General features: G+C 68.4%; 24 protein-coding genes and 2 pseudogenes. 13 read left to right on the top strand and 13 right to left on the bottom strand.

Features of this window, described 5'->3' with window-relative positions; all coding sequences use genetic code 11:
• Positions 1–83 precede the first annotated feature (83 nt).
• The gene (locus WS66_RS27985; protein WP_059599978.1) at positions 84–1,127 is read right to left on the bottom strand and encodes a bile acid:sodium symporter family protein; all 1,044 of its coding nucleotides are present in this window, start codon (positions 1,125–1,127) and stop codon (positions 84–86) included.
• Between the two features lie 342 nt (positions 1,128–1,469).
• On the opposite strand from WS66_RS27985, the gene WS66_RS27980 reads away from it, so the two are divergent.
• The 3 genes from WS66_RS27980 to WS66_RS27970 all read left to right on the top strand — a co-directional run bounded on the left by WS66_RS27980 (position 1,470) and on the right by WS66_RS27970 (position 4,528).
• Positions 1,470–1,955 carry a hypothetical protein gene (locus WS66_RS27980; RefSeq protein ID WP_059600041.1) on the top strand — a complete coding sequence of 162 codons (486 nt, stop codon included), beginning with the start codon at positions 1,470–1,472 and terminating at the stop codon, positions 1,953–1,955.
• 345 nt (positions 1,956–2,300) lie between these two features.
• Positions 2,301–3,377, top strand: coding sequence for a porin (locus tag WS66_RS27975; protein WP_059599979.1), 1,077 nt, complete (start codon positions 2,301–2,303; stop codon positions 3,375–3,377).
• Positions 3,378–3,565: 188 nt separating this feature from the next.
• Entirely contained in the window at positions 3,566–4,528 is a 963-nt protein-coding gene (locus WS66_RS27970) for a LysR family transcriptional regulator (protein ID WP_059599980.1), read from the top strand.
• Positions 4,529–4,639: 111 nt separating this feature from the next.
• Here the strand turns inward: WS66_RS27970 and WS66_RS27965 are convergent, their stop codons facing one another.
• Complete coding sequence (locus WS66_RS27965; protein ID WP_059599981.1) at positions 4,640–5,599, bottom strand: NAD(P)H-dependent flavin oxidoreductase; 960 nt, start codon at positions 5,597–5,599, stop codon at positions 4,640–4,642.
• Between the two features lie 280 nt (positions 5,600–5,879).
• Between WS66_RS27965 and WS66_RS27960 the strand changes: the two genes are divergently transcribed.
• Positions 5,880–6,776: an alpha/beta fold hydrolase gene (locus tag WS66_RS27960; protein WP_059599982.1), complete on the top strand. Its 897-nt coding sequence runs from the start codon at positions 5,880–5,882 to the stop codon at positions 6,774–6,776.
• Between the two features lie 48 nt (positions 6,777–6,824).
• Here the strand turns inward: WS66_RS27960 and WS66_RS27955 are convergent, their stop codons facing one another.
• Entirely contained in the window at positions 6,825–7,319 is a 495-nt protein-coding gene (locus tag WS66_RS27955; RefSeq protein ID WP_059599983.1) for an Lrp/AsnC family transcriptional regulator, read from the bottom strand.
• Positions 7,320–7,432: 113 nt separating this feature from the next.
• Here WS66_RS27955 and WS66_RS27950 point away from each other — a divergent pair, with 113 nt between their 5' ends.
• Positions 7,433–8,335: a DMT family transporter gene (locus WS66_RS27950; protein ID WP_059599984.1), complete on the top strand. Its 903-nt coding sequence runs from the start codon at positions 7,433–7,435 to the stop codon at positions 8,333–8,335.
• Between the two features lie 220 nt (positions 8,336–8,555).
• On the opposite strand, the gene WS66_RS27945 is transcribed toward WS66_RS27950, so the two are convergent.
• From WS66_RS27945 to WS66_RS27925, 5 genes are read right to left on the bottom strand one after another with little or no spacing between them, the layout of a single operon-like run.
• On the bottom strand, positions 8,556–8,762 hold the full coding sequence (locus WS66_RS27945) for a DUF1289 domain-containing protein (RefSeq protein ID WP_059599985.1): 207 nt from the start codon (positions 8,760–8,762) through the stop codon (positions 8,556–8,558).
• Positions 8,759–9,265, bottom strand: a complete 507-nt coding sequence (locus WS66_RS27940; RefSeq protein ID WP_059599986.1) for a YbaK/EbsC family protein — start codon at positions 9,263–9,265, stop codon at positions 8,759–8,761. Before WS66_RS27940 ends, WS66_RS27945 begins: the two co-directional genes overlap by 4 nt.
• A gap of 22 nt (positions 9,266–9,287) precedes the next feature.
• Complete coding sequence (locus WS66_RS27935) at positions 9,288–10,220, bottom strand: hydroxymethylglutaryl-CoA lyase (protein ID WP_059599987.1); 933 nt, start codon at positions 10,218–10,220, stop codon at positions 9,288–9,290.
• Between the two features lie 29 nt (positions 10,221–10,249).
• Positions 10,250–11,191 (bottom strand): 2-hydroxyacid dehydrogenase, encoded by a 942-nt coding sequence (locus tag WS66_RS27930; protein WP_059599988.1) that lies wholly within the window; start codon positions 11,189–11,191, stop codon positions 10,250–10,252.
• A 4-nt stretch (positions 11,192–11,195) separates the two neighbouring features.
• Positions 11,196–11,633: a VOC family protein gene (locus WS66_RS27925; protein WP_059599989.1), complete on the bottom strand. Its 438-nt coding sequence runs from the start codon at positions 11,631–11,633 to the stop codon at positions 11,196–11,198.
• 247 nt (positions 11,634–11,880) lie between these two features.
• Here WS66_RS27925 and WS66_RS27920 point away from each other — a divergent pair, with 247 nt between their 5' ends.
• Entirely contained in the window at positions 11,881–12,504 is a 624-nt protein-coding gene (locus tag WS66_RS27920) for an RBBP9/YdeN family alpha/beta hydrolase (protein WP_059599990.1), read from the top strand.
• Positions 12,505–12,558: 54 nt separating this feature from the next.
• Here WS66_RS27920 and WS66_RS27915 read toward each other — a convergent pair whose 3' ends face one another.
• Both WS66_RS27915 and WS66_RS27910 read right to left on the bottom strand, forming a co-directional pair.
• Complete coding sequence (locus WS66_RS27915) at positions 12,559–14,679, bottom strand: phosphocholine-specific phospholipase C (protein ID WP_059599991.1); 2,121 nt, start codon at positions 14,677–14,679, stop codon at positions 12,559–12,561.
• A 52-nt stretch (positions 14,680–14,731) separates the two neighbouring features.
• Positions 14,732–15,016 (bottom strand): hypothetical protein, encoded by a 285-nt coding sequence (locus WS66_RS27910; protein ID WP_059599992.1) that lies wholly within the window; start codon positions 15,014–15,016, stop codon positions 14,732–14,734.
• Positions 15,017–15,313: 297 nt separating this feature from the next.
• On the opposite strand from WS66_RS27910, the pseudogene WS66_RS27905 reads away from it, so the two are divergent.
• Positions 15,314–15,541 (top strand): annotated as a pseudogene (locus WS66_RS27905) (2Fe-2S iron-sulfur cluster-binding protein); the annotation flags it as partial.
• A gap of 188 nt (positions 15,542–15,729) precedes the next feature.
• Here the strand turns inward: WS66_RS27905 and WS66_RS27900 are convergent.
• Positions 15,730–16,986: an MFS transporter gene (locus WS66_RS27900; protein WP_059599994.1), complete on the bottom strand. Its 1,257-nt coding sequence runs from the start codon at positions 16,984–16,986 to the stop codon at positions 15,730–15,732.
• A 108-nt stretch (positions 16,987–17,094) separates the two neighbouring features.
• On the opposite strand from WS66_RS27900, the gene WS66_RS27895 reads away from it, so the two are divergent.
• Positions 17,095–18,138, top strand: a complete 1,044-nt coding sequence (locus tag WS66_RS27895; RefSeq protein ID WP_059600042.1) for a LysR substrate-binding domain-containing protein — start codon at positions 17,095–17,097, stop codon at positions 18,136–18,138.
• 18 nt (positions 18,139–18,156) lie between these two features.
• Positions 18,157–18,327 (top strand): annotated as a pseudogene (locus WS66_RS34795) (PIN domain nuclease); the annotation flags it as partial.
• A 58-nt stretch (positions 18,328–18,385) separates the two neighbouring features.
• Here the strand turns inward: WS66_RS34795 and dapA are convergent.
• The gene (gene dapA / locus WS66_RS27885) at positions 18,386–19,279 is read right to left on the bottom strand and encodes a 4-hydroxy-tetrahydrodipicolinate synthase (RefSeq protein ID WP_059599995.1); all 894 of its coding nucleotides are present in this window, start codon (positions 19,277–19,279) and stop codon (positions 18,386–18,388) included.
• Here dapA and WS66_RS34680 point away from each other — a divergent pair.
• The 3 genes from WS66_RS34680 to WS66_RS27870 all read left to right on the top strand — a co-directional run bounded on the left by WS66_RS34680 (position 19,278) and on the right by WS66_RS27870 (position 21,871).
• Positions 19,278–19,400 (top strand): hypothetical protein, encoded by a 123-nt coding sequence (locus WS66_RS34680; protein ID WP_257792078.1) that lies wholly within the window; start codon positions 19,278–19,280, stop codon positions 19,398–19,400. The genes dapA and WS66_RS34680 overlap by 2 nt on opposite strands.
• 333 nt (positions 19,401–19,733) lie before the next feature.
• Positions 19,734–20,753, top strand: a complete 1,020-nt coding sequence (locus tag WS66_RS27875) for a sulfate ABC transporter substrate-binding protein (RefSeq protein WP_059599996.1) — start codon at positions 19,734–19,736, stop codon at positions 20,751–20,753.
• A 149-nt stretch (positions 20,754–20,902) separates the two neighbouring features.
• A complete protein-coding gene (locus WS66_RS27870) occupies positions 20,903–21,871 on the top strand; it encodes an ion channel (RefSeq protein ID WP_059599997.1) in 969 nt (322 codons plus the stop codon).
• 74 nt (positions 21,872–21,945) lie between these two features.
• Here the strand turns inward: WS66_RS27870 and WS66_RS27865 are convergent, their stop codons facing one another.
• Positions 21,946–22,560: a glutathione S-transferase family protein gene (locus tag WS66_RS27865; protein WP_059599998.1), complete on the bottom strand. Its 615-nt coding sequence runs from the start codon at positions 22,558–22,560 to the stop codon at positions 21,946–21,948.
• A gap of 409 nt (positions 22,561–22,969) precedes the next feature.
• On the opposite strand from WS66_RS27865, the gene WS66_RS27860 reads away from it, so the two are divergent.
• Positions 22,970–23,527 carry a sugar O-acetyltransferase gene (locus WS66_RS27860; RefSeq protein ID WP_059599999.1) on the top strand — a complete coding sequence of 186 codons (558 nt, stop codon included), beginning with the start codon at positions 22,970–22,972 and terminating at the stop codon, positions 23,525–23,527.
• Positions 23,528–24,183 lie beyond the last annotated feature (656 nt).

The following is a 24,183-nucleotide window of genomic DNA, read 5'->3' as shown; positions in this document are numbered from 1 at the left end:
TGACACCCCCGCGGAAGAAGCGGAACGAGAAAGACGCGAATGCACCCGCGCGGCCAGCCGTGCCGGCCGCGCGGCCTCCCGCGTCAGCGCTTGCCCGCGCTCAGCGCACCGCGTCCGCGTGCGGCACCGGCCGCCCCCTCGTCGCCGTCACGCTCGCCGCGCATGTCGCGCGCGCCCCAGCGCTGCGCGAGCGCCGCGCACGCCATCAACTGGATCTGGTGGAACAGCATCAGCGGCAGCACGATCGCGCCGACCGCCTGCGCGGAGAAGATCACCTTCGCCATCGGCACGCCGGCCGCGAGGCTCTTCTTCGAGCCGCAGAAGATGATCGTGATCTGGTCGGCGCGGTTGAAGCGGAGCCGCTTGCTGACGAACGTGGTCAGCACCAGCGCGATCACGAGCAGCACGACGTTGACGACCAGCAGGCCGCCGAGCGCGCGCGCCGGCATCTGGTGCCACAGCCCCTGGTTCACGGCCTCGCTGAACGCGACGTAGACGACGAGCAGGATCGAGCCCTGGTCGACGAAGCGCAGCACGCCGCGATTGCGTTCGATCCAGCCGCCGATCACGGGCCGCAGCAGCTGGCCGGCGACGAACGGCACGAGCAACTGCATCACGATGCTCCCGACGGTGCTCCACGGCGACGCGGCCGCGGCCGACTGAGACGTGATCATCAGCCCGACGAGCGCCGGCGTCACGAAGATTCCGAGCAGGCTCGACGCGGACGCCGCGCACACGGCGGCCGGCACGTTGCCCTTCGCGATCGACGTGAACGCGATCGACGACTGGACGGTCGACGGCAGCGTGCACAGAAACAGCACGCCGGCGTAGAGCGCAGGCGTGACGAGCGGCTGCAGCACGGGCTTCAGCGCGAGGCCGAGCAGCGGGAACAGCGCGAACGTGCTGAGCAGCACGACCGCATGCAGCCGCCAGTGGGTCGCGCCCGCGACGACAGCCTCGCGCGACAGCTTCGCGCCGTGCAGGAAGAACAGCAGGCCAACCGCGATGTTGGTTGCCCAGTTGAACGCATGGGCGGCCGGGCCGCGGCACGGCAGCAGGCTCGCGAGCACGACGGTGCCGACGAGCGCGAGCGTGAAGTTGTCGGGAAGAAAACGGGGACGGGCCATCGGGGATATTGATTCGGAAACGGCAGGCGCGCAGGTCGCACGAAACCGATATTGTCCCGGTAGGTCATTCAATACACAAATTCATTGCGTGAATCGATTGATGAATCGGTTGCATGTGACGGTAAGCGTCAGCGGCAGCGACCGATGCGCAAAACGGCAGAAGAATGTTCTGCCGCGAGTACGCCCTCAAGTGAAAAAACCTAGCAGTAACATGGTGTTACACCCATGCCCGCGACCTAACACTTTTTGGCTCGACACAGTTTCGGGCCGCTCATAAATTACTGCTGAAAGGCTTGCGTCGGCCGGAAACAACCGGCGGCGAGCTGCAACAGGCACTGAATGATGACGGAACGGGTGAAACTGAGGGTCGGACGATGGGTGGCAGGCGTGCTCGGCGCGCTGCTGATGCCGCTCGCGCTCGCGCAACCGCCGCACGGCGGTCCGGCGTTCGGCGGCGGTCACGGTTTCGGTGGTGGCGACATGCGCGCGTACGGCCGGCCGGCCGGCAACGCGCCGGCGTGGCGCCGGGCGCTGCCGCCGGGCGGCGCGCGTGCCGGCGGCGTGAGCGGCTACGGTTCCCGCTGGGGGCTGCGGCCGACGCCGTCCTACGGCCATTACGCCGCGCAAAGCCCGTATCGTCCGATCAGCGCCGACTCCCGCCAGATGCCGCGTCCGCCGGGCGGCGGCAATGTTCCGCTGCGTGCCGGCTCGATCCGCGCCGACGTCGCGCGCTACAACGAGGAGCGCGGCGGCCGTCCGATGCCGCCCCCCCGCGCGCAGGAAGAACCTGGCCACTCCCCGTTTTTCTCCCCGTTCTACCGAAACTGAGCGCCCGCGCGTTCGTCCCCCGCCGGCTGTGATGCGAATTCGCCACAGTCGCGCGCATATTTCCGCTGATTTTCCCGCCGCATTGCGCTATCTTTCGCGCCCGGCACGCGCGCGCCCCGCGGCCGTCCCGTCGCGTGCCGCGCGCTGCGCGCAGCCGCTGCCGCGCGCCTGGCCATGTGCCGATTCCGCGAAGTTAATGCCGCCGCTATACCCGCAATAAGTGTGCGCAATTTTGACCGGACGCACGATCCGTAAAGATGGCTGCGCCCCATACGACGCAAGCAGTCGGCTCCAAAAAACAACGCTCGCGCCACTTATCGACATTCGACAACACCTGGAGATCCCATGAAAGCATTCGCTCGCCGTGCGTCGCGCACGTCCGTCAAGCTGATCGCCGCGGCCGCCTGCGTGGCCGCAACCGTACCCGTCCACGCGCAGTCGAGCGTCTCGCTCTACGGTCAGGTCGACGAATGGGTCGGCGCAACCAAGTTCCCGGGCGGCGATCGCGCATGGAACGTATCGGGCGGCGGGATGTCGACGTCGTACTGGGGCCTGCACGGCGCAGAGGATCTGGGCAGCGGCTACAAGGCAATCTTCACGCTGGAGAGCTTCTTCCGTGCGCAGAACGGCCAGTTCGGCCGCTTCCAGGGCGACACGTTCTTCGCGCGCAACGCATACGTCGGCGTCAGCTCGCCGTACGGCACGGTGACGGCCGGCCGCCTGACGACCCACCTGTTCCTGTCGACGATCCTGTTCAACCCGTTCTACGATTCGTACACCTTCTCGCCGATGGTGTACCACGTGTTCCTCGGCCTCGGCACGTTCCCGACCTATCCGAGCGACCAGGGCGCGGTCGGCGATTCGGGCTGGAACAACGCGCTGTCGTACACGTCGCCTTCGTTCGGCGGCCTGAATTTCGCGGCGATGTACGCGCTCGGCAACACGGCAGGCGACAACCGCTCGAAGAAATGGAGCGCGCAGTTCAATTACGCGAACGGCCCGTTCGCGGCGACCGCCGTCTATCAGTACGTGAACTTCAACAACGGCCCGCAGGACCTGAGCGCGCTCGTGACCGGCATGAAGAGCCAGGGCATCGCGCTGGTCGGCGCGACCTACGACCTGAAGTACGTGAAGCTGTTCGGCCAGTACATGTATACGAAGAATGACCAGGTCGCGGGCAGCTGGCACGTGAATACCGCGCAGGGCGGCGTGTCGGTGCCGCTCGGCGTGGGCAACGCGATGGCGTCGTATGCGTATTCGCGCGATGCCGGCGGCCTCGACCAGACGCGCCAGACCTGGGCCGTCGGCTACGACTATCCGCTGTCCAAGCGCACGGACATCTACGCCGCGTACATGAACGACCACATCAGCAGCCTGTCGACCGGCAACACGTTCGGCGCGGGTATCCGCGCGAAGTTCTGACGCGCACGTGCGATCGGTGCGCCGGCCGCGCGCGAAAATCGCGCGTGCCGGCCGCATGTTTTCCCTCTCGAAACGGAACGGCGCCGCCACTCGCGGCGCCGTTTTGCTTTTGTTGACCTTTCTGTTTCCTCGCCTTTGTTACCCTATCTCGTAATTGCACCATTCCCCCGTCATTACGGGCTAGTTCGATGGATACCCTCGTCAGCATGAATGTGTTTCGCTACGTCGTCGAAGTGGGCAGCTTCGTCGGCGCGGCCGAGCGCATGCAGATGTCGGCAGCGATGGCGAGCAAGCACGTGATGCATCTCGAGCAGCAGCTCGGCGCGCGGCTGCTGCATCGCACGACACGACGTGTCGCGCCGACCGAGGCGGGACGCGAATACTATGAGCGCCTCGTGCAGGCGCTGTCGGAACTCGACGAAGCCGGACAGGCGGTCGGCGCCGCGAGCGTCGTGCCGCAGGGCCGCCTGCGCGTGACGTCGCTGTCCGCGTTCGGCTTGCGGCACGTGATGCAGGCCGTCACCGATTATGCGGGCCGGTTCCCGGACGTGACCGTCGACATGACGCTGTCCGATCGCGTGGTCGACCTGATCGAGGAAGGCTTCGACGTCGCGGTGCGCGCGGCGCCGAACGGGCTGAAATCGTCGTCGTTGGTCGCGCGCCAGATCGCGACCGCGCACATCCTGCTGGTCGCGTCGCCCGAGTATCTCGAGAAGCACGGCACGCCGCAGACGATCGCCGATCTCGCGCATCACAATTACCTGCGCCGCGATTCGAATTCGACGATGCTCGATTCGCTGATGATCGACGCGGCCGCCGCGTCGCGCGTGAACCTGAACGGCAACCTGATCGTGAACCATCTCGAGGGGCTGCGCGCGGCGGTGCTCGCGGGCGCGGGCATCGCGCTGCTCGGCACCGAGGTGATCGGTGACGACATCGAATCCGGCCGCCTCGTGCCGGTGCTGCTCGACGCGGTGCCGCCGCACGAGGCGCCGATCTACGCGGTGTATGCGAGCCGCCGCCACGTGTCTGCGAAGGTGCGCTCGTTCGTCGACTTCCTTGCCGCACGCTTCGAAGGGCAGTCGCTGTGCCCGTCGATCGAGTCGCGCCTGCGCGTGCTGCCGATCACGCGGATCAAGCGCGCGAGCTGAGCGGCGTCGGCCGCCCGCGGGCGGACATGAAAAAAGCGCGAGCCGTTGCGGTTCGCGCTTTTTGTTTTTGTCCGACGTCATGCGCGACGGTGACGCAACCCGCCGCCTGCGTCAGCGTGCGATGCCGAGCCGTGCCTTCGCGTCGTCGTATTCGCGCTTGAGCCGCTCGACGAGCGTGCCCACGCTCGGCAGGTCGTCCATCAGGCCGACGCCCTGGCCGGCACCCCAGATGTCCTTCCACGCCTTCGTCTTGTCGCCGCCGAAATTCATCTTCGTCTTGTCGGATTCCGGCAGCGCGTCCGGATCGAGCCCGGCCTTCTCGATGCTCTCGCGGATGTAGTTGCCGTGCACGCCGGTGAAGAGGTTCGTATAGATGATGTCGGACGATTTCGCGTTGAGGATCGCGTGCTTGTAGTCGTCGACCGCGTGCGCTTCCTGCGTCGCGATGAAGCGCGTGCCCATGTACGCGAAGTCGGCGCCCATCGCCTGCGCGGCGAGGATCGAGCCGCCGTTCGCGATCGAGCCGGACAGCACGATCGGACCGTCGAAGATCTTGCGCACTTCGCCGACGAGCGCGAACGGCGACGTCGTGCCCGCGTGGCCGCCCGCGCCGGCCGCGACGAGGATCAGCCCGTCGACGCCGGCTTCGAGCGCCTTCTGCGCGTGGCGCAGGTTGATCACGTCGTGCAGCACGATGCCGCCGTAGCTGTGCACGGCGTCGACGATCTCGCGCGCCGGCGCGCGCAGGCTCGTGATGAAGATCGGCACCTTGTGCTCGACGCACACGCGCACGTCATGCTCGAGCCGTACGTTGGACTGATGGACGATCTGGTTGACCGCGATCGGGCCGATCACCGCATCCGGGTGCTTCGCCTTGTGGTCGGCGAGCTCCGACTGGATCTGCGTGAGCCACTCGTCCAGCAGTTCGGCCGGACGGGCGTTGAGCGCGGGAAATGATCCGACGATACCCGCCTTGCACTGCGCGAGCACGAGTTCGGGGTAGCTGACGATGAACATCGGCGACGCGATGACGGGCAGCGTCAGGTTCTGCAGGACGGCGGGCAATGCCATGTGATGTCTCCAGTCTCGAGGGGGCGGCCGGATGCGGCGCGGTCGCGCCGACGCCGGCATCCATGCTTGGCGGTCGAACGGTGCTTCGAGTGTAGCGGTGCAGCGATTCGCCCATATTAATACGAACGGTCGTGCGATTCTACGCGAGCTTAGCAAACGGCGCGGCATGGCGGCAATCGAGTGAGTGTTCTCTTTCTACGCATTCGGGCATCTGCCGCGCGCAGCGGTCGGCCGCGCGCTCCTACAATAGCCGCCACAACAAACCAACGAGAAACAAACCATGTCGTTTGAGGCGTTTGCACCGTTTCGCGTGACGGTGCAGGACACCGACATCTTCGGTGTCAAAGGAGGCGCGGGGCCACCGCTTCTGTTGCTGCACGGCCATCCGCAGACCCACATGATCTGGCATCGCGTCGCCGCGACGCTGGCGGATCACTTCACGGTGATCGCGACCGACCTGCGCGGCTACGGCGCGTCGGGCAAGCCGCCGAGCGACGCGCGGCATGCGCCGTATTCGAAACGCGCGATGGCGGCCGACCAGGTTGCCGTGATGCGGCATTTCGGCTTCGAGCAATTCCACGTCTGCGCACACGATCGCGGCGCGCGCGTCGCGCACCGGCTCGCGCTCGATCATCCGGCGGCCGTCGAGCGGATGATGCTGCTCGACATCGCGCCGACGCTCGCGATGTACGAGCAGACGGACCGCGCGTTCGCGACCGCGTATTTTCACTGGTTCTTCCTGATCCAGCCGGCGCCGCTCCCCGAAACGCTGATCGAAGGCCGCACCGATGCGTACATCGAGCGCGTGATGGGCAACCGGTCCGCCGGGCTCGCGCCGTTCGCGCCGGAGGCGCTCGCCGCGTATCGCGCCGCGCTCGCGCAGCCGGGCGCGGTGCATGCGATGTGCGAGGACTACCGCGCGTCGGCGACGATCGATCTCGAGCACGACCGCGCGGATCTCGAGCGCGGTAACAAGGTCGCGTGCCCGCTGCGCGTGCTGTGGGGCGAGCACGGGATCGTCGGGCGCTGCTTCGATCCGCTCGGCGAGTGGCGGCGCGTCGCGCGCGACGTCGGCGGCCGCGCGCTCGATTGCGGGCACTACATTCCGGAGGAGGCACCCGTCGCGCTGATCGACGAGCTGCTCGCGTTCTTCGAGGCACGCGACGCGGCCGCGTGAGCGGCGCCGGCCGCCGCGGGCAGCGCGGTGCTTGCCGGGCGTCGGCGATCAGCGGCGCGTGGCGTCGTCGTCGTCGACGAGCGGCGGCAGGCGGCGCGGCACCGGCGTCGATTTCACGATCGCCGTGCTCGTTTCCGCGCGCTCCGTCACCTTCGACAGGATGTCGTCGAGGTGCTCGATCGTGCGCAGATAGAGCCGGCAGATGAAGCAGTCCTCGCCGGTCACCTTGTCGCATTCGACGAATTCCGGAATCCGCCGCAACACTTCCTCGACGAGATGCAGCTGCCCCGGCAGCGGCTTCACGCGCACGATCGCCTGCAGCGTGTAGCCGAGCGCGCGCGGGTCGAGCTCGACGGTGAAACCCGCGATCACGCCCTGCGCTTCGAGCCGTCGCACGCGGTCGGCGGTCGCGGGCGCCGACAGCCCGATCTGTCGCGCCAGTTCGCTGGTGGCAATGCGCGCATCCTCGGCGAGCGCCGCGAGGATCGCGCGGTCGGTTGCGTCCAGCGACGCGACGGCGGGAGGGGAAAGGCGTTTCGCCATGATCGCTTTGCTTTCGAAGGTGAATCGGTGGTTTCGCTTCAGTTTAGTCGTGGATGCGCGGAAAGCAAGTTCCTAGAATCGAAGTCATCTTCTCTCGTCAAACGGAGTCCATGATGGCCTCGAACGAAACCCGCCGCGGTGCCGCCGAGATGGTCGTCGCGATGATGATGTCCGGCACGATCGGCTGGCTCGTGATGTCGTCGCAGCAACCGCTCACCAACGTCGTGTTCTTCCGCTGCCTGTTCGGCGCCGCGACGCTCGCGATCGTCTGCGCGGCGCTCGGCTTCCTGCGTCGCGCGCTGTTCTCGCCGCGCATGCTCGCGCTCGCGGCGCTCGGCAGCATCGCGATCGTCGCAAACTGGCTGCTGCTGTTCGCCGCGTATTCGCGTGCGTCGATCTCGATGGCGACCGCCGTCTACAACACGCAGCCGTTCATGCTCGTCGCGCTCGGCGCGATCGTGTTCCGCGAACGGATCAGCGCGTCGACGATCGCGTGGCTCGCGTTCGCCTTCATCGGGCTCGTGTGCGTGGTGCGCGTCGAGCCGGCCGTGCTCGCGGTGCCCGGCGAATATCTCGAAGGCGTCGCGCTGTCGCTTGGCGCGGCGTTTCTGTACGCGGTGTCGTCGATCATCACGAAGCACCTGAAGGGCACGCCGCCGCACCTGCTCGCGCTGCTGCAGGCCGGCCTCGGCATCGTGCTGCTCGCGCCGTTCGCGCACTTCGGCACGTTGCCCGCGACGGCCGCGCAGTGGCTCGATCTCGTCGTGCTCGGCGTCGTGAACACCGGCGTGATGTATGTGCTGCTGTACGGCGCGATCCAGAAGCTGCCGGTCGCGATGACGGGCGCGCTGTCGTTCGTCTATCCGGTCGTCGCGATCATCGTCGATCGCATCGCGTTCGGGCAGACGCTCGCGTGGACGCAGGTGCTCGGCGCGCTGCTGATCCTGCTCGCGGCGGCCGGCGTGAATCTCGGCTGGCGCATCGTGCCCACGCGTCGCGCGGCGGCCGGCAACTGAAACGGTCGTGCGATTCGGCTTGCCGCTACGGCAGGTTGCCGACACCCGCTGGCGCCGCGCCCGGGAACGAAGGTTGCGCGTGAAAAACGCTGTAAGAAGTTGTAGGGAAACACCCGATGCGACGCCGCAGCGTCGCTCGTATGATGCGGGCTGTGACGTTGATCACGTTCACAGGATTCCGATCTCATGCCGTTCGCCAAGCAGGCCGAACGGCATTTTTTTATGCGCCGCTTCGCGCGAGCAGGCGCCGCCGCGCGTCGAGCCGCGCGAGCAACACGCGCCTCGCGTCGTCGTCGGACGCGCGCCATCCCTTGATCTCGTCGCGCGTGCGCAGGCAGCCCGCGCACCAGTCGGTGCGCGGATCGATCCTGCATACGTCGGTGCACGGCGACGCGACCGTGCCGACCGATACCGGCATCTCGCTCATGCGTCGTTGCGCAGCGCGACGTCGGCGACCGGCGCACCCGTCAGCGACACGAGTTCCTGCGGCGACAGGTTGAACACCGCGTGCGGATGGCCGGCGGCCGCCCACAGGCTGTCCAGTTCGAGCAGGTCGGCGTCGATCAGCGTGACCGGTTCGACGAGATGGCCGATCGGGCAGACGCCGCCGATCGCGTAGCCGGTGTTGTCGCGCACGAATTTCGCATCGGCGCGGCCGACCGCGCCAACTTGCGCGGCGACCTTCTTCTCGTCGACGCGGTTCACGCCGCTCGCGACGACGAGCACCGGCAGGCCGTCCGATTCGCGGCGAAACAGGATCGACTTCGCGATCTGCGCGACCTTGCAGCCGAGCCCGGCCGCAGCCTCGGCGGAGGTCTTGCCGGTTTCGGCGAGCATCACGATCCCTTTCGCGTGCCCGCGTTCGCGCAGCAGCAGCGCGACGCGTCGCGCGGAGTCGGGGAGAGAGTCGAATGAAGCGGGTGTCGTCATGGAGAATCCGTCAGTGTTGGGGTCAGACGCAACTCGGCGTGTCGGCCGCGCTTTGCGCCTTGGCGAGCAGCGCGCGACCGGCGCGCGACACGTTCGCGCGGCCGATCGCGTTGGAGATGAAGTCGCCGGCGGCGACCACCTGCGCGAGGTCGATGCCGGTGTCGATGCCGAGGCCCTGCATCAGGTACAGCACGTCCTCGGTCGCGACGTTGCCGGTCGCGCCCTTCGCATACGGGCAGCCGCCGAGGCCGGCGACCGACGCGTGAAAGATCTCGATCCCTTCGAACAGCGCCGCGTAGATGTTCGCGAGCGCCTGGCCGTAGGTGTCGTGGAAGTGGCCCGACAGCCGCTCGCGCGGAAACACGCGGGTGACCGCTTCGAGCACTTCGCGCGTGCGCTTCGGCGTGCCGACGCCGATCGTGTCGGCGATGTCGATCTCGTCGCAGCCGAGCGCGGCGAAGCGTTCGACGACGTCGACGACCGAGGCGACCGGCACCTCGCCCTGGTACGGGCAGCCGAGCGTGCACGACACGCTGCCGCGCAGCCGCAGGCCGGCATCCTTCGCGGCCTTCGCGACCGGCTCGAAGCGCGCGATGCTCTCGGCGATGCTGCAGTTGATGTTCCGCTGCGAGAACGCCTCGCTCGCCGCGCCGAAGATCACCACTTCGTCGGCGCGCGCGGCGAGCGCGTTCTCGAAGCCTTTCAGGTTCGGCGTGAGCACCGAATACACGGTGCCCGCGCGACGCTCGATGCCGGCCATCACGTCGGCGCCGTCGGCCATCTGAGGCACCCATTTCGGCGACACGAACGACGCGGCCTCGATATTGCGGAAGCCGGCGCGCGACAGCCGGTCGACGAGCGCGATCTTCACGTCGGTCGGCACGAAGGTCTTTTCGTTCTGCAGCCCGTCGCGCGGGCCGACTTCGACGATCTTGACGGCGGTGGGGAACGTCATGGTTGTCTCCTGTTTTGTATAAGCGGAATTCAGTAGCCGCGCGCGTAATCGACGATGCCGCCGACGCGCTCGCCGCGCTCGAGCGCGCGGATCTTGCCGGCGATCTGCTCGACGGCTTCGTCGCGCAGCGTCTCGGCCGAGCTGTGCGGCGTGATCGTGATGCGCGGCGCGTGCCAGAACGGGTGGTCGACGGGCAGCGGCTCATGCTGGAACACGTCGAGCGTGGCGGCGGCGATCCGGCCGCTCGCGAGCGCGTCGAGCAGGTCGGCCTCGACGAGATGCGCGCCGCGTGCGACGTTCACCAGGTACGCGCCCGGCGCCAGCCTGGCGAAGGTCCGCGCCGACAGGATCCCGTCGGTATCGCGCGTGCTCGGCAGCAGGTTCACGAGCAGCTTCGCGCCGTCGATGCACGCGTCGAGCGCGTCGTCGCCCGCGAAGGTCTCGACACCGTCGAGCCGTTTCGGGCTGCGGCTGTAGCCGCGCACCGGCAGGCCGAGCGCCGCGAGTGCCTGCGCGACCTGCGCGCCGAGCACGCCGAGACCGAGTACCGCGACGGTGAAACTCGCGCGCGGATGCGGTTCGAGCGCCTGCCAGCGGCGCTCGCGCTGCAGCGCGTCGTATTCGTCGAAGCGGCGCAGGTAGCGCAGCACCGCGTGCGTCACGTATTCGATCATCTGCCGCGCCATGCCCGAATCCTCGAGGCGCACCAGCGGCACGTCGCGCGGCAGCGTGCCGGGATGCGCGCGGTCGAGCGCGAGCAGCGCGTCGACGCCCGCGCCCAGATTGAAGATCGCGCGCAGGCCGTCGCGCGGCGCGAACAGCTCGCGCGGCGCGCGCCATACGAGCGCGTAGTCGGCCGCGCCCGTGTCGCCCGGCTGCCAGGCGCGCAGCTCGGCCTCGGGCAGCGCCCGTGCGATCGCGCCGCGCCATGCGTCGGCTTCCTGATGCGGCGAGTAGAACAGGATCTTCATGCGCCTACTTCGCGAACAGCTGGCCGATGTCGGCGAACGCCTTGAATTCCAGCGCGTTGCCGCATGGATCGAGGAAGAACATCGTCGCCTGCTCGCCGACCTCGCCCTTGAAGCGGATGTGCGGCTCGATCACGAAGCGCGTATGCGCGGCCTTGAGCTTGTCGGCGAGCGCCTGCCATTCATCCATCGACAGCACGACGCCGAAATGGCGGACGGGCACGTCGTCGCCGTCGACCGGGTTCACCGCGCTCTTGCCGGTTTCGTCCGGCGCGAGGTGCGCGACGAGCTGGTGCCCGAAGAAATCGAAGTCGACCCAGTGTTCCGAGCTGCGGCCCTCGGGGCAGCCGAGCAGGCCGCCGTAGAACGCGCGCGCGCCGGCGAGGCTCGACACGGGAAAGGCGAGATGGAACGGGCGCAGCGCGCCGGCGGGCGTAGCGGACATCGGGCGTCTCCTGTCGATCGGAACCGGCGCGGCGGCGCCCGGTTCCGATCCGATGCAAGGCAAGCGGGAAGCCCACATTCTACGGTTTCGCGGCGCGTTGCGCCGCCGCGAGGCGGCCAGCCCATACCGCGCGGCCCGAGCCGGCGGCCGTCCCGCGCAAAAGCAAAGCACAAAATATTGGTTCGGCCGCCGTGCGCGGCACGCCACAATTGAATCTCGTCTCCAAGCAAAGCAAGCGAGGGCAATCATGCGCGCATGCAGCAAATCGGCGTGGCCGCCGCGGCTCGTGACCGTTCCGGGCCTGCACGGCAGCGAAGGCGCTCACTGGCAGACCTGGCTGGAGCGGCAGTTCTCGCGTTCGCTGCGGGTCGAACAGGCCGACTGGGATGCCCCCGATCTCGCGCGCTGGGCGCAGTCCGTGCGCGCGCTGCTCGAGCGCGAGCGCGGCCCGTTCGTGCTGGCCGCGCACAGCTTCGGCTGCCTCGCGGCCGCGCATGCGCTCGCGCAATGGCCGCTGGCGGCCGACGTCGCGGGCGTGCTGCTTGTCGCACCGGCCAGTCCGAAGAAATTCACGTTCGCCGGGCCGTTCGACGCGCGCCGGCTCGCGGTGCCGTCGATCGTGATCGGCAGCGAGACCGATCCGTGGATGCCGCTCGCCGATGCGCGCACGCTCGCGCAGCGGCTCGGCAGCGCATTCGTCAATCTCGGCGACGCCGGGCACATCAACACCGCGGCCGGCTTCGGGCCGTGGCCGCGGGCGAAGCATTTCATCGACACGCTGGTGCACTGCGCGGCGCCGCTGCGCTTTCGCGACGCGGACGACGGCTTCGACGCCGCGCTCGTCGACCGCGCGCTCGCGCACGCGATCTGACACTCACGCGCACGCGCTGCGCGGCGCGGGCCGCGTACCGTCGTGCCGCGGGGCTTACGACGCGGAAACGGGCCGCACCGCGGCCGGATCCGAGTAGCTCGGCCGGCCGTTCTCGACGTGGCCCGCGAAGCGGCGCGAGAACGTGCCGTTCGCGCCGTCGCTCACCGTCACGTCATACCAGTGATGGCTCGACGCGAGCGCCCATTGCTCGACGTGTTCGTCGCCGCCGTGCAGCGTCACCTGGCGCGGGGGCGTGCCGTATGCGTTGTCTGCCAGCGTGAGCGTCACGTGGCCCGCGCCATGGTTGCGCAGCTTCAGGTACAGGTTGCCGTTCGCGATGTCGTAGCCGGCCTTCACTTCCGGCTGCGCATGGTTGCGGTGGCGTGCCGTCGCGGCCGACACGTTGCCCGCGAACATCCGCACGAAGCCGTTCGGGCCGTACACCGAGAACGCATACGCGCCGTTCGTCTCCGTCAGGTCGAAGTCCGCGTGCAGCACGCGGCGCGCGCCGACCGTGTAGCGCCACGGGCCGTCGGTGCGGTTCGTCGCGTACACGTGGAAGTGCGCGCCCTGGTTGCCGCGGTTCGCGAACTCGATGCGCAGCGTGTTGCCGCCGTAGATGCTCGCGTTCACGTGCAGTTCGTACGGCAGCGCGCGGGCCGGCCGCACGCCGGGCTCCTGCGGATCGATCGGCGACGGCATCGCGGGCACGGTCGGCGCGGGTTGCGACGTGCATTGCTGGTCGGCGATCGAGCGGTACTGGCTCGTGTCGGGCAGCGTCGGAAACGACGCGTCGGACGAGCGGAAGTCGAACGCGGCGGTGAGGTCGCCACAGACGGTCCGGCGCCACGGCGTGATGTTCGGCTCGTCGACACCGAAGCGTTCGCCGATGAAGCGGATCACCGAGGTATGGTCGAACACCTGCGAGCACACGAAGCCGCCTTTCGACCACGGCGACACGACCGTCATCGGCACGCGCGGCCCGAGGCCGTACGGCAGGCCGTCGGCCGTGTAGCTGCCACCGCGGCCGGGATTCACGACCGTGTGCAGTTCGCCGTCGGTGGTCACGGTCGATGCGCCCTGCGCGGCCGACGTCGGTGGCTGCGGCGGCACGACGTGATCGAAGAAGCCGTCGTTCTCGTCGTACATGATGAACAGTACGGTCTTCGCCCACACGTCCGGATTCGCCGTGAGCGCGTCGAGGATCTGCGACGTGTAGTTCGCGCCGTATGCCGGCGTGTATTTCGGATGTTCGGAGAACACGGCGGGCGGCAGCAGCCACGACACCTGCGGCAGCCGGTCGTTGATCACGTCGTCCTTCAGGTTGTCGAGCGTGCGTACCGTCTGCGCGCGCTGGTACAGCGACGAGCCCGGCTTCGCGTTGATGAAGTTCGTGAAGTTCTGCAGGATGTTCGTGCCGTAGTTGCCGTTGTACGGATCGGCCCACGTGAGCCCCTGCTGGTAGATCTGCCACGACACGCCGCGCGCCTCGAGCCGTTCGGGGAAGGTCGTCCACGACAGCAGCTGGTACGCGGGCGGCAGGTCGCCGTCGACGTAGTCGGCGTTGTCGAGCAGCGGGCCGCCGAACTTGCCGGTCGGGTCGACCGTGCCCGTCATCAGGTACGAGCGGTTCGGGTGCGTCGGCCCTGGCAGCGAGCAGAAGTAGTTGTCGCATACGGTGAACGCATCGGCGAGCGCGTAGTGGAACGGGATGTCCTCGCGCACGTGATAGCCCATCGTCATGTCGGTCTTGTTCGCGGGCCACTGGTCGTAGCGGCCGCCGTCGATCGCCGCGTGGGTCTTCGCCCACGAGTGGTCGAGCGCGCCGAGGCACTGCGCGCTGGTCGTCTTCGTGTCGAGCCGGAACGGCAGCACGGGCTTCGCCGGGTCTTCCTTCGACGGCTGGTACCACACCGGCTTGCCGTTCGGCAGCGGAATCGGGAAGCGGTCGTTGTAGCCGCGCACACCGCGCAGGTGTCCGAAGTAATGATCGAACGAGCGGTTTTCCTGCATGAACACGACGATGTGCTGGACATCGCGGATCGTGCCGGTGCCGCGCGCGGCCGGAATCGCGAGCGCGCGGCGGATCGATTCGGGGAACGCGTTGAGCGCGACGGCGGCGCCCGCGGATTGTGCGACGGTATGCAGGAAACGGCGGCGGCTCGATGACGTCATGTTATTTCACCTCGGTTCTGCGATCGGGGGGGCAGGGACAGGAACGGCGGAATCAATGCGCCGACGATGCGGCGACGCCGGACGCGCCCGGGTTCATCGCGGGCTTCGTGTTGTCGTCATCGTCGGGCGGGTAGTGGACGACGGGCGGCGCGAGCGGTGCGGCATCGGACGCGGCGGCGCTCGCGCCCGCGGCGCTGTTGAACGCGCTCGCGGAGCCGGACGATGCGCCGGCCTGTTGGGAGGCGTCGGCCGCGTGCGCGTCGTGCGGCGCGTCGTCGCTGCAGGCGGCGACGAGGGTGGCGGCACATAGAACGACGACGAGGGCAGCGCGACGCATGACTTCTCTCCTGGCAGGCGGATCGGGAAACGTTTTCGAGTATGCCGGGAGGATGCGACGATTCGGTGAATCGTTTGCGACCGGAGCATGATCGCGAAATGCTTTCGCAAACCTGACCGAACGCTTTCGCGGAAGGTCGCATCCACGGATGGCGGAATTTTCCAGCGGATGCGGATGCTGCTCGCATTAGCATGCGCGTGCGACGGGACGACCGGGGCTCGCGATGCGTGCACGTGACTGCACCATCGATACTGCCGGCAACTCGGTGATCGATGCATTGCCGCTTACGCCGGAATCATCGAACACGATGCATTTCAGTGCGGCTATTCCACGTCCGGCCAGCTCTGCTGCGCGACCGCGCTGCGCGACGCGTTCGCGGCGGGTGCCGCGAGCGCTGCCACCGGCGACGTGCGGCATCGTCCCGTGCAACTGTCGGACGACAAGATTCGCGAGCGCATGAGCGGCAACCTGTGTCGCTGCGGCGCGTCCCCGAACATCGCCGCCGCCGTGCGCGCCGCGCACGCAACCACCACGTTTGCACGGGAGGCAACGCGGTGGAAGCGATCACATGCGAACGCGCAACGGATGTCGCACGGTGCCGTTCGGGCGGCGCAGCAGCCGCTCGGCGCGCGCTGGCCCGCGAGGTGGGACGACGGCGTGCTTGCGTCGCGATATGGACCGCGCGGCGTCAGCGTGTTCCGCGCGACGGCTCGCTATCGGGCAAACAGCGGCCAGGTCGCGCCCGCGATCAGCGCGGCCGCGAGCCAGACCACGCTCCACGAACTGACGGCAAGCAGCGGCGGAATCGCGAGCGGCGTCGCGAACAGCCCGAGATAGACGATCGTGTTCGCCATCCCGAGCGCGGTGCCTGCGTGGTTCGCGCCCGCGAGCGTCGCGAGTTCGGTATACGCGACGCCGTGCCAGGCCGACACGCAGATGCCGGCGAACACGAGGATCGCGACGATCGCGGCGAGCGGTACGTGTGGGCTGCCGGCGGTCGCGGCCGCGAGCAGCGCGAACGATCCGGCCGCGACGCAGACCGACCCGCGCAGGTACGCGCGCCGGTTGCCGTGCCGGTCGGTATGGCGGCCGCTCCACACGCGCATCACCATTGCACCGAGCTGCAGCGCCACCATCGCCGCGCTGATGCCGGCGAGGCCGAGCCGGCCGAAATCGTGCAAGAACACGGTCGCGAACGTGAGCACCGCGAACTGCGGCGCACACAGCGCGCCGATGCCGAGCACGATGCGCCACACGCGGCCGCTCGCAAGCGGACTGCGCACGGGCGCGGCCGGCTGCTGCTGCGCGACAGGGCGGTGCGTGCCGGCCGGCGCGTCGGGCGGTTCGTGCAGCCAGCGCCACGTCAGCGCGGCCGATCCGGCGCACAGCAGCATCAACGCGCCGTACACCGCGGCGAAGCCCGCATGCGACGCGAGCGACGGCAGCAGCGCCGCGCCGACGCCGCCGCCGAGCGGCACGGCCGTCTGGCGGATGCTCATCGCGAGCCCGCGTTCGCGTTCGCCGAACCAGCGCATCACCGCGCGTCCGCTCGATCCGTTCACGCTGCCGCCGAGCAGGCCGACGCAGCACATCGCCGCCACGACGCGCATGAGCGGCGGCACCGCGTGCGCGGTCGGGACGATCGTGGCCACCATCAGCGCGAGCATCGCGGCCGTCGCGACGAGGCCGGTGAGCAGCACGCGGCGATCGCCGAAACGGTCGGCGGCGATTCCCCACGGCAACTCCGAGAGCGCGACGCCGAAGCCGAGCGCGCCGAGCACGAGGCCGAGCGCGCCGTTGTCGAGGTGATAGGCCGAGCGCATCCACACGGCGGTGGTCGGAATGCCGGCCGCGGCCGCGGAAAAGCTCATGTTCGCGGCGACGCCGGCCGCGAGCACGCGCCAGCGGTGGGCCGGGCCGCGCGCGGCGTGCGCGGGCGAGGGCGGGGAAGCAAGGCAGGAGGTATCCATGGCGACAGGGCCCGTTCTGGAAATTGACATCGTCAGTGTGGCGATCTACATTCATCCCGAAAATCGGAAAGTTTTTGATGAATCGTTCGATAAAACGGGATGATTGAGATGTCCGGACAAGACAATGCCCACGGCGCGGTGGCGCTCGCACCCGACGCCGCGCTGGCCCGGCCGAACTTCGACGTCGCGGCGTTGCGCAGCCTGGTGGCGGGCGTGGATCTCGGCAGCTTCGCGAAGGCCGCCGATCGCGTCGCGCGTTCGTCGTCGGCGGTGAGCGCGCAGATCCGCAAGCTCGAGGAACAGGCCGGCACGCCGTTGTTCGTGAAGGCCGGGCGAGGGCTCGCGCTGACCGACGCCGGCGACGCGATGCTGCGCTATGCGCGGCGGATGATCGAGTTGAACGATGAAGCGGCCGCGGCGGTGCGCGGCGTGAATCTCGACGGCTGGGTGCGGGTCGGCCTGCAGGAGGACTTCGGCGAAGCGATCCTGCCCGACGTGCTCGGGCGTTTCGCGCGGGCACATCCGAAGGTGAGGATCGAGGCGCGCGTCGCGCGCAATGCCGAGTTACTCGAGCGGCTGGACGCCAACCAGCTCGATCTCGCGCTCGTGTGGGGCGACCCGGCGTCGGCGGCGCTGGTGTCGCGCGCGGGCATCGACAGCGACGCGATCGCGCAGGTGCCGATGCAGTGGATCGCGGCGGTCGGCGCGAGCGGCTTCGGGATGCCGGACGGCGACGGGCCGGCGGAGGCGGATGGCGACGGCGGCGCGCGTCTTCGTGCGATGCGCGCGTCGGGCGAGCCGCTGCCGCTCGTCGTGTTCGACCGGCCGTGCCGCTTCTTCGGCGCGGCGACCGATGCGCTCGATCGCGCGGACGTGCCGTGGCGCGTCGCGTTCACGACGCCGAGCCTGGCCGGGCTGTGGGCCGCGGCGGCGGCCGGCCTCGGGCTGACGGTGCGCTCGCACTACGGGCTGCCCGCGTCGGTGCGCGTGCTCGACGGGGCGTCGTCCGGGCTGCCGGCGTTGCCGAGCCTGCCGCTGATGCTGCTGCGGCGTACGTCGTCGGCGACGCCGACCGTCGAGCGGCTCGCGCGGATCGTCACGCAGGCGGTGCGGGACGCGACGGCGGGGGAGGGGGCGGCGCTGGCGGCGTGACTCGGCGTCCCGCAAGGCGAACTGCCGGTTCGCGCCGTGCACGGGGCCGCAGTGCATGATCTGCCGCACCATCGTCGCGACCCGTTCGATCGCTTGCTCGTCGCGCAAGCTCGGCATGAACCGCAGAAACGCGTGACGGCCGACGCCCGGCTTGCACGCTACGGCCTGTCTCAGGTTCCGACTGCTTGAAACACGCCGGACGCAGAACGCGCTGGTTGCCGAGTCGAGCCGAGCAGCGAGCCGTTGCCTATGCAACGGCAATGTCCGGCTCGATCGCGTCGAGTGCCGCAAGCGTCGCTGCCAGCCGCTCCCGCAACCCCTCGCTCGCCGGCACGAACGGCAACCTCAACCCGTCTTCGCACCACCCTTGCGCGGCCAGCACCGCCTTCACCGGTGCCGGATTCGGCTCCGCGAACAGTGCCGCGACGAGCGGCTGCAGCGCGACCGACAGCCGCCGCGCGTCGGCGAGCCGGCCGTCGCGCAACAGCGCATGAATGCGCACGTGCCATTCGGGCAGCACATGCGCGCTGCTGGCGATCGCGCCGTGCGCACCGGCACACAGCGCGGCGAAGTTCTGGTTGTCGTCGCCGGAGAGGATCGCGAGCGGCGTGTCGTGCACGAGCCGGCTCATCCGGTCGAGCGTCCCGCCGCACTCCTTGATGCCCGCGACGCGCGGATCGCGCGCGAGCGCCTGCAGCGTTTCCAGTTCGACGTTCACGCCGGTGCGGTACGGGATGTTGTAGACGAGCACCGGCAGGTCGGCCGCATCGACGATCGCTTCGACGTGGCGGCGGATTCCGTCCTGCGTCGGCCGAACGTAGACGGGCGGCGTGACGAGTAGCCCGTCGGGGCGCAGCGCGGCGAGTTCGCGTGCGCGGGCGGCCGCGAAGTGCGTCGCGCTCGCGGTGAGCCCGACGACAATCGGCAGGCCGGGTACGGCATCGCGCAGCGTCGCGAACACGGCGTCCTGTTCGCGCGCGTCGAGCAGCACGCCTTCACCGGTCGTCGCGCCCGCGACGAAACCCGCGATGCCCGCCGTCGCATAGTGACGCGCGAGCCGCGCGAGCGCGCCGTGGTCGACCTCGCCGTCGTGGAACGGCGTGATGAGCGGCAGCCAGATACCTTCGAAACGTGCTTGCATGAAAAACCTCATGGTGGAAACGGAGTGGAAAGGAACCGTTCCGCCGGCGGTGCGCCGGAGCGAGGCGTGCAAGCAAGAAGATGAAAACGGCCTGCGCGCATCCCGTCCGGCATTCGCCTGACGGGACGCGACGTCCCCGTCAGTCGAGGAGTCGTTTTTTCAGTTTCAGCCCGGCCGCGCGCGCACCCGCCGCGATGGCGGCAAGGATCGAGGGCGAGCGCAGGGCAGCGGACATGGATGAACCGTGAAAAGGGCTGAGCGGCGATCTTAACATCGGATCCGGCGCGTACGCGAGCGATGCGCGCCCCGTTTAGCAGGATTCGAGATTTGCTTTGCACGACAGATTGGAAAGCGCGCGGCGTCCGGCCGCTAGAATGCCCGCTTACGTTTGGATGACAGCGCGTACGCGTGCCGTCACGCACATTCACCACCACTGGAAACGGGGCATATCACGATGGCAAGCATCAACGGGATCGGCCGCTGGCTGCGCACGGGCGCCGCGGCGGCGCTGGTCGTGGCGGCAACGGCCGCGCACGCGGACACGTCGATCCTGAACGTGTCGTACGACGTGACGCGCGAGCTGTACAAGGACATCAACACGAGCTTCGCGGCCGCGTACAAGCAGCAGACAGGCGAAACCGTGACGATCAAGCAGTCGCACGGCGCGTCGAGCGCGCAGGCGCTGTCGGTGCTGCAGGGGCTGCAGGCCGACGTCGTGACGATGAACCAGCCGAACGACATCGACCTGCTCGCCGAGCGCGGCCAGCTGCTGCCGAAGGACTGGCGCACGCGCTTCCCGGACAACAGCTCGCCGTACTCGACGACGATGGTGTTCCTCGTGCGCAAGGGCAATCCGAAGGCGATCAAGGACTGGAGCGATCTCGCGAAGCCGGGCGTGCAGGTGATCATCGCGAACCCGAAGACGTCGGGCAACGGCCGCTACGCGTACCTCGCCGCGTGGGGCTACCAGAAGCAGAAGGGCGCGACCGATCAGCAGGCGCTCGACTTCGAGAAGGCGGTGTTCCGCAACGTGCCGGTGCTGGACTCGGGCGGCCGCGGCGCGACGACGACCTTCACGCAGCGCGGCATCGGAGACGTGCTCGTCACGTTCGAGAACGAGGTCGCGCTGATGGACACGGGCGCGTCGGGGGCGGAATTCGACGCCGTGTACCCGTCGGCGAGCATCCTCGCGGAGCCGCCCGTCGCCGTCGTCGACAAGGTCGTCGACAAGAAGGGCACGCGCAAGGTCGCGCAGGCGTATCTCGACTACCTGTACACGCCGCAGGCGCAGGAGATCATCGCGCGGCACCATCTGCGCCCGCGCGACGCGGCCGTGCTGAAGAAGCATGCGGCCGAGTTCAAGCCGCTGAAGACGTTCAGCGTCGAGCAGGTTTTCGGCAGCTGGGCCAACGCGCAGAAGACCCACTTCGCCGACGGCGGCACGTTCGACCGCGTGATCGTCGACCGCAAGTAAGCACGCCGCGCGCGTGCGGTCAAGCTGACCGCGAAACCGGCCGCTCATGCGGCCGTTTTTTTGCGCGTCACGCGGAAAGCCCGCTCCGCATTCCCGGCCGCCGCCTTCGCGTGCTACGCTCATCGCCTCCCTGCTTCAGGCCTCGCGCGATGAACGTCGATCCGTCCTCTCCAGCTTCCCGCGGCCGTGGCCGCAAGCTCTGGTCGGGCACTCGCCCCGTGATTGCTTACGGGATGCCGCCGCTCGGCTGGCGCGACCTCTATCACCGTGCGCTGACGGTGAGCTGGCCCGTATTCTTCCTGTCGCTCGCGGTGCTGTTCCTGCTGCTCAACGGCGGCTTCGCGACGCTTTACCTGCTCGGCGACGCGCCGATCGCGAACCAGTCGCCGGCCGGGTTCGTCGGCGCATTCTTCTTCAGCGTCGAGACGCTCGCGACGGTCGGCTACGGCGACATGCATCCGCAGACCGTCTATGCGCATCTTGTCTCAACCTTCGAAATCTTCATCGGGATGTCGGGTATCGCGCTGGCGACCGGCCTCGTGTTCGCGCGGTTCTCGCGGCCGCAGGCGAAGATCCTGTTCGCGCGTTACGCGATCGTGCGCCCGCTGAACGGCAAGATGACGCTGATGGTGCGTGCCGCGAATGCGCGCCAGAACGTGATCGCCGAAGCGCAGGCGAAACTGCGGCTGATGCGCGTCGAAGGCACGCACGAGGGTTATACGCTGCGCAAGATTCACGACCTGCCGCTCGTGCGCAGCGAGCATCCGATCTTCCTGCTCGGCTGGAACCTGATGCACGTGATCGACGAAACGAGCCCGCTGTTCGGCGAGACCGCCGAGTCGCTCGCCGCGCGCGATGCGTCGCTGTTGATCACGATCGAAGGTTCCGACGAGACGACCGCGCAAGTCATGCAGGCGCGCTACTCATGGGCGCATGCGGAGATCCGCTGGCGTCATCGCTATGTCGACCTGATGCACGACGAAGGCGGCATCACGCACATCGATTACACGCATTTTCACGAAGTCGTGCCGGTCGATGCCGATACCGACGAGCGTGGCTCGCCGGGCGTGGTGGTCGGGGGCGACGCGGCGACGCAGGCGCCCGGGCCGGCTGCATGACGTCGGCGACCGGCGCGGACGGTCGCCGGCATTCGGTCGCGGCTGTCGCGACCGAACGCCGTGCCGTTCATGCGTCACGCGTGCAGCAGACGCGCCGCTTCCCGCTGTTCGACCACGACCGCGCGGCGATGGCCGTCGCGATCCTCGGCGCGCGCGACATAGTCGCCGAGCACGCCTTCGTGCGGCAGCAGGTGCGCGTCGAACGCGGTCTTCAGCGTGCTGGCGAGCAACAGGTCGGCCGCGGTGAAATGATCGCCGACGAGCCAGCGATTGTGGGCGAGCGTTTGCGCGAGTGCACGCTGCACGCGCGTGATGTTGCCCCAGCCGAAGGCGACCGGATTGCCCGACGCGCCGGTGAATTTCTCGGCCATCGCGGGTTCGAGGCAGGTGGACGTGAAGAACATCCACTGCAGGAAGCGGCCACGCAGCGGATCGTCCGGCGCGATGCCGAGTCCGGCGCCCGGGCAGCGATCGGCGAGATAGAGCAGCACGGCACCGGATTCGGCGAACGGTTCGCTGCCGTCGTCGAGCGCGGGCAGCTTGGCCATCGGATTGACCTGGACGAACGCGTCGCTGCCCTGTTCGTGCGAACGCAGGTCGATCGGCACGAGCTCGTAGACGGCGCCGATTTCCTCCAGCATCCACAGCGCCCGGAATGCCCGGGTCTTCGGCCAGTAGTAGAGCTTCATCGCGCCTCCGCGTATCGGTGTGCGTGTCGTTCGGTGGATGCTCAAGCGTACCCGAGCGGAAGAGGTTCGGACAGGGGCGGAAGGTGGAAGCTGGAATCTGGTAGCGAGTTCCGCGCAAAGCCAGGTGCTGCCGAAGTTCATGAAATGACTAGTTATTAATGAACTAGTCGTGAATTGACGGATGAATGCCCGACCGACGCGGCCGCGACCGCGCGGGTCCGACGGCAGCGTCGGCGGCTGGTCGCGCGAGCCCGGACGATGGTCGTCGACGGGACGCGAAACACGAAAGTCGGCCACCCAGCGGGTCGAACGAGTGATCGAATTCAAGGCCAGGCGATCGCATTCGGCGAGTCAGGCGCTGCGTGATGCGCAGCGTGCCGGTTCGATCGCATACGGAGAACATCAACGAATGGCGAACGACGATCGCACCACGATCATTCCCCGGCGCACGCCGCAATCGGCCGCGATGCGCACGGAGCTCCAGCGGACGATGGCGATCACGACGCGGCTCAACCGTCTGACGTTCGACGATGCGGACGAAGTCCGGGCATTGTTCGGGGAACTGATCGGCAAGCCGATGGACGACGGCTTCCTGCTGATCCCGCCGTTCTACGCGACGGGCGGCGCCGATACGCGGATCGGCCGCAATGTATTCGTCAACCAGAACTGCACGTTCTACGACCTCGGCGGCCTCGACATCGGCGACGAGGTGATGATCGGCCCGAACGTCAGCCTCATCACGTCGGGCCATCCGCTCGAGCCATCCCGCCGACGCGACGCCGTTGTCGCCCGGCCGATCGCGATCGGGCGCAACGTGTGGATCGGCGCGGGCGCGACGATCATCGGCGGCGTGACGGTTGGCGAGAATTCGGTTGTCGGCGCGGGTTCCGTCGTGACGCGCGACGTTCCACCGAATACGCTGGTCGGCGGAAACCCGGCGCGGATCATCCGTTCGATTGCCGAGTGAGGGCGCTTGCGGGCGCCGCCTGCTGCGGAGCGAATGTGGACAACCGGCCGCGCGGTTCACTCGAAATGCTGTGGATTCGAACGGTGAGCGTGCCGCCGGAGGCCGAATTTGCGGGGCTTTCCGGCATTTGACGCCGATCGCCGGCAGGGCCGCGAACCGCCGTTGCCGATGCGCCGACGGCAAATCTTCGCGCCGGGGCGGTTGTGGATATCCGGGCCCCGGAACCACTCGGCACGCTGTGCATTTCACCGGTGAGCGCGACCTCGTGCGACCGGATGCGCGATGCGGGGTGTGGACAACCGGTTCCCCGACGACGAAAAAAGCTGTGCGCTGGAACGGTGAGCGCCGTCGCCCGATTGCACGTGAGACTTGCCTGGTGCGGACTTTCAGGGCGTCGCGTGAAATCCGGAACGCCGCGCATTCTAACGGCGTGCGCGGATCGTCGACAGGTTCGCACCCGCATCATGGTGTGGATATCCTGCCGCAGGCTTCACTCGAATCGCTGTGTATTTCAACGGTGAGCGTCGGCGACCGGTCGGACCGGGCGTCGGCTCGTGCGGCGGTTTCTGATCGTCGATTGCGGCTTCGAGGGTCGCGCATTCTAACCGCACTCGCGATCGCGCGTTTCATTCGAGTGTGTGCCGCGATGTGGATAT

The sequence above is a fragment of the Burkholderia sp. LA-2-3-30-S1-D2 genome (genome assembly GCF_001523915.2).
Lineage (GTDB): Bacteria > Pseudomonadota > Gammaproteobacteria > Burkholderiales > Burkholderiaceae > Burkholderia > Burkholderia diffusa.
The sequence above is the reverse complement of the archived record's forward strand: the minus strand, read 5'-3'. Positions and strand labels throughout refer to the sequence as shown.

Excerpts from the sequence above, each read along its gene's own strand:
- WS66_RS27985 (WP_059599978.1), bottom strand. The coding sequence starts at position 1,127 with ATGGCCCGTCCCCGTTTTCTTCCCGACAACTTCACGCTCGCGCTCGTC.
- WS66_RS27980 (WP_059600041.1), top strand. The coding sequence starts at position 1,470 with ATGACGGAACGGGTGAAACTGAGGGTCGGACGATGGGTGGCAGGCGTG.
- WS66_RS27975 (WP_059599979.1), top strand. The coding sequence starts at position 2,301 with ATGAAAGCATTCGCTCGCCGTGCGTCGCGCACGTCCGTCAAGCTGATC.
- WS66_RS27970 (WP_059599980.1), top strand. The coding sequence starts at position 3,566 with ATGGATACCCTCGTCAGCATGAATGTGTTTCGCTACGTCGTCGAAGTG.
- WS66_RS27965 (WP_059599981.1), bottom strand. The coding sequence starts at position 5,599 with ATGGCATTGCCCGCCGTCCTGCAGAACCTGACGCTGCCCGTCATCGCG.
- WS66_RS27960 (WP_059599982.1), top strand. The coding sequence starts at position 5,880 with ATGTCGTTTGAGGCGTTTGCACCGTTTCGCGTGACGGTGCAGGACACC.
- WS66_RS27955 (WP_059599983.1), bottom strand. The coding sequence starts at position 7,319 with ATGGCGAAACGCCTTTCCCCTCCCGCCGTCGCGTCGCTGGACGCAACC.
- WS66_RS27950 (WP_059599984.1), top strand. The coding sequence starts at position 7,433 with ATGGCCTCGAACGAAACCCGCCGCGGTGCCGCCGAGATGGTCGTCGCG.
- WS66_RS27945 (WP_059599985.1), bottom strand. The coding sequence starts at position 8,762 with ATGAGCGAGATGCCGGTATCGGTCGGCACGGTCGCGTCGCCGTGCACC.
- WS66_RS27940 (WP_059599986.1), bottom strand. The coding sequence starts at position 9,265 with ATGACGACACCCGCTTCATTCGACTCTCTCCCCGACTCCGCGCGACGC.
- WS66_RS27935 (WP_059599987.1), bottom strand. The coding sequence starts at position 10,220 with ATGACGTTCCCCACCGCCGTCAAGATCGTCGAAGTCGGCCCGCGCGAC.
- WS66_RS27930 (WP_059599988.1), bottom strand. The coding sequence starts at position 11,191 with ATGAAGATCCTGTTCTACTCGCCGCATCAGGAAGCCGACGCATGGCGC.
- WS66_RS27925 (WP_059599989.1), bottom strand. The coding sequence starts at position 11,633 with ATGTCCGCTACGCCCGCCGGCGCGCTGCGCCCGTTCCATCTCGCCTTT.
- WS66_RS27920 (WP_059599990.1), top strand. The coding sequence starts at position 11,881 with ATGCGCGCATGCAGCAAATCGGCGTGGCCGCCGCGGCTCGTGACCGTT.
- WS66_RS27915 (WP_059599991.1), bottom strand. The coding sequence starts at position 14,679 with ATGACGTCATCGAGCCGCCGCCGTTTCCTGCATACCGTCGCACAATCC.
- WS66_RS27910 (WP_059599992.1), bottom strand. The coding sequence starts at position 15,016 with ATGCGTCGCGCTGCCCTCGTCGTCGTTCTATGTGCCGCCACCCTCGTC.
- WS66_RS27900 (WP_059599994.1), bottom strand. The coding sequence starts at position 16,986 with ATGGATACCTCCTGCCTTGCTTCCCCGCCCTCGCCCGCGCACGCCGCG.
- WS66_RS27895 (WP_059600042.1), top strand. The coding sequence starts at position 17,095 with ATGTCCGGACAAGACAATGCCCACGGCGCGGTGGCGCTCGCACCCGAC.
- WS66_RS34680 (WP_257792078.1), top strand. The coding sequence starts at position 19,278 with ATGAAAAACCTCATGGTGGAAACGGAGTGGAAAGGAACCGTTCCGCCG.
- dapA (WP_059599995.1), bottom strand. The coding sequence starts at position 19,279 with ATGCAAGCACGTTTCGAAGGTATCTGGCTGCCGCTCATCACGCCGTTC.
- WS66_RS27875 (WP_059599996.1), top strand. The coding sequence starts at position 19,734 with ATGGCAAGCATCAACGGGATCGGCCGCTGGCTGCGCACGGGCGCCGCG.
- WS66_RS27870 (WP_059599997.1), top strand. The coding sequence starts at position 20,903 with ATGAACGTCGATCCGTCCTCTCCAGCTTCCCGCGGCCGTGGCCGCAAG.
- WS66_RS27865 (WP_059599998.1), bottom strand. The coding sequence starts at position 22,560 with ATGAAGCTCTACTACTGGCCGAAGACCCGGGCATTCCGGGCGCTGTGG.
- WS66_RS27860 (WP_059599999.1), top strand. The coding sequence starts at position 22,970 with ATGGCGAACGACGATCGCACCACGATCATTCCCCGGCGCACGCCGCAA.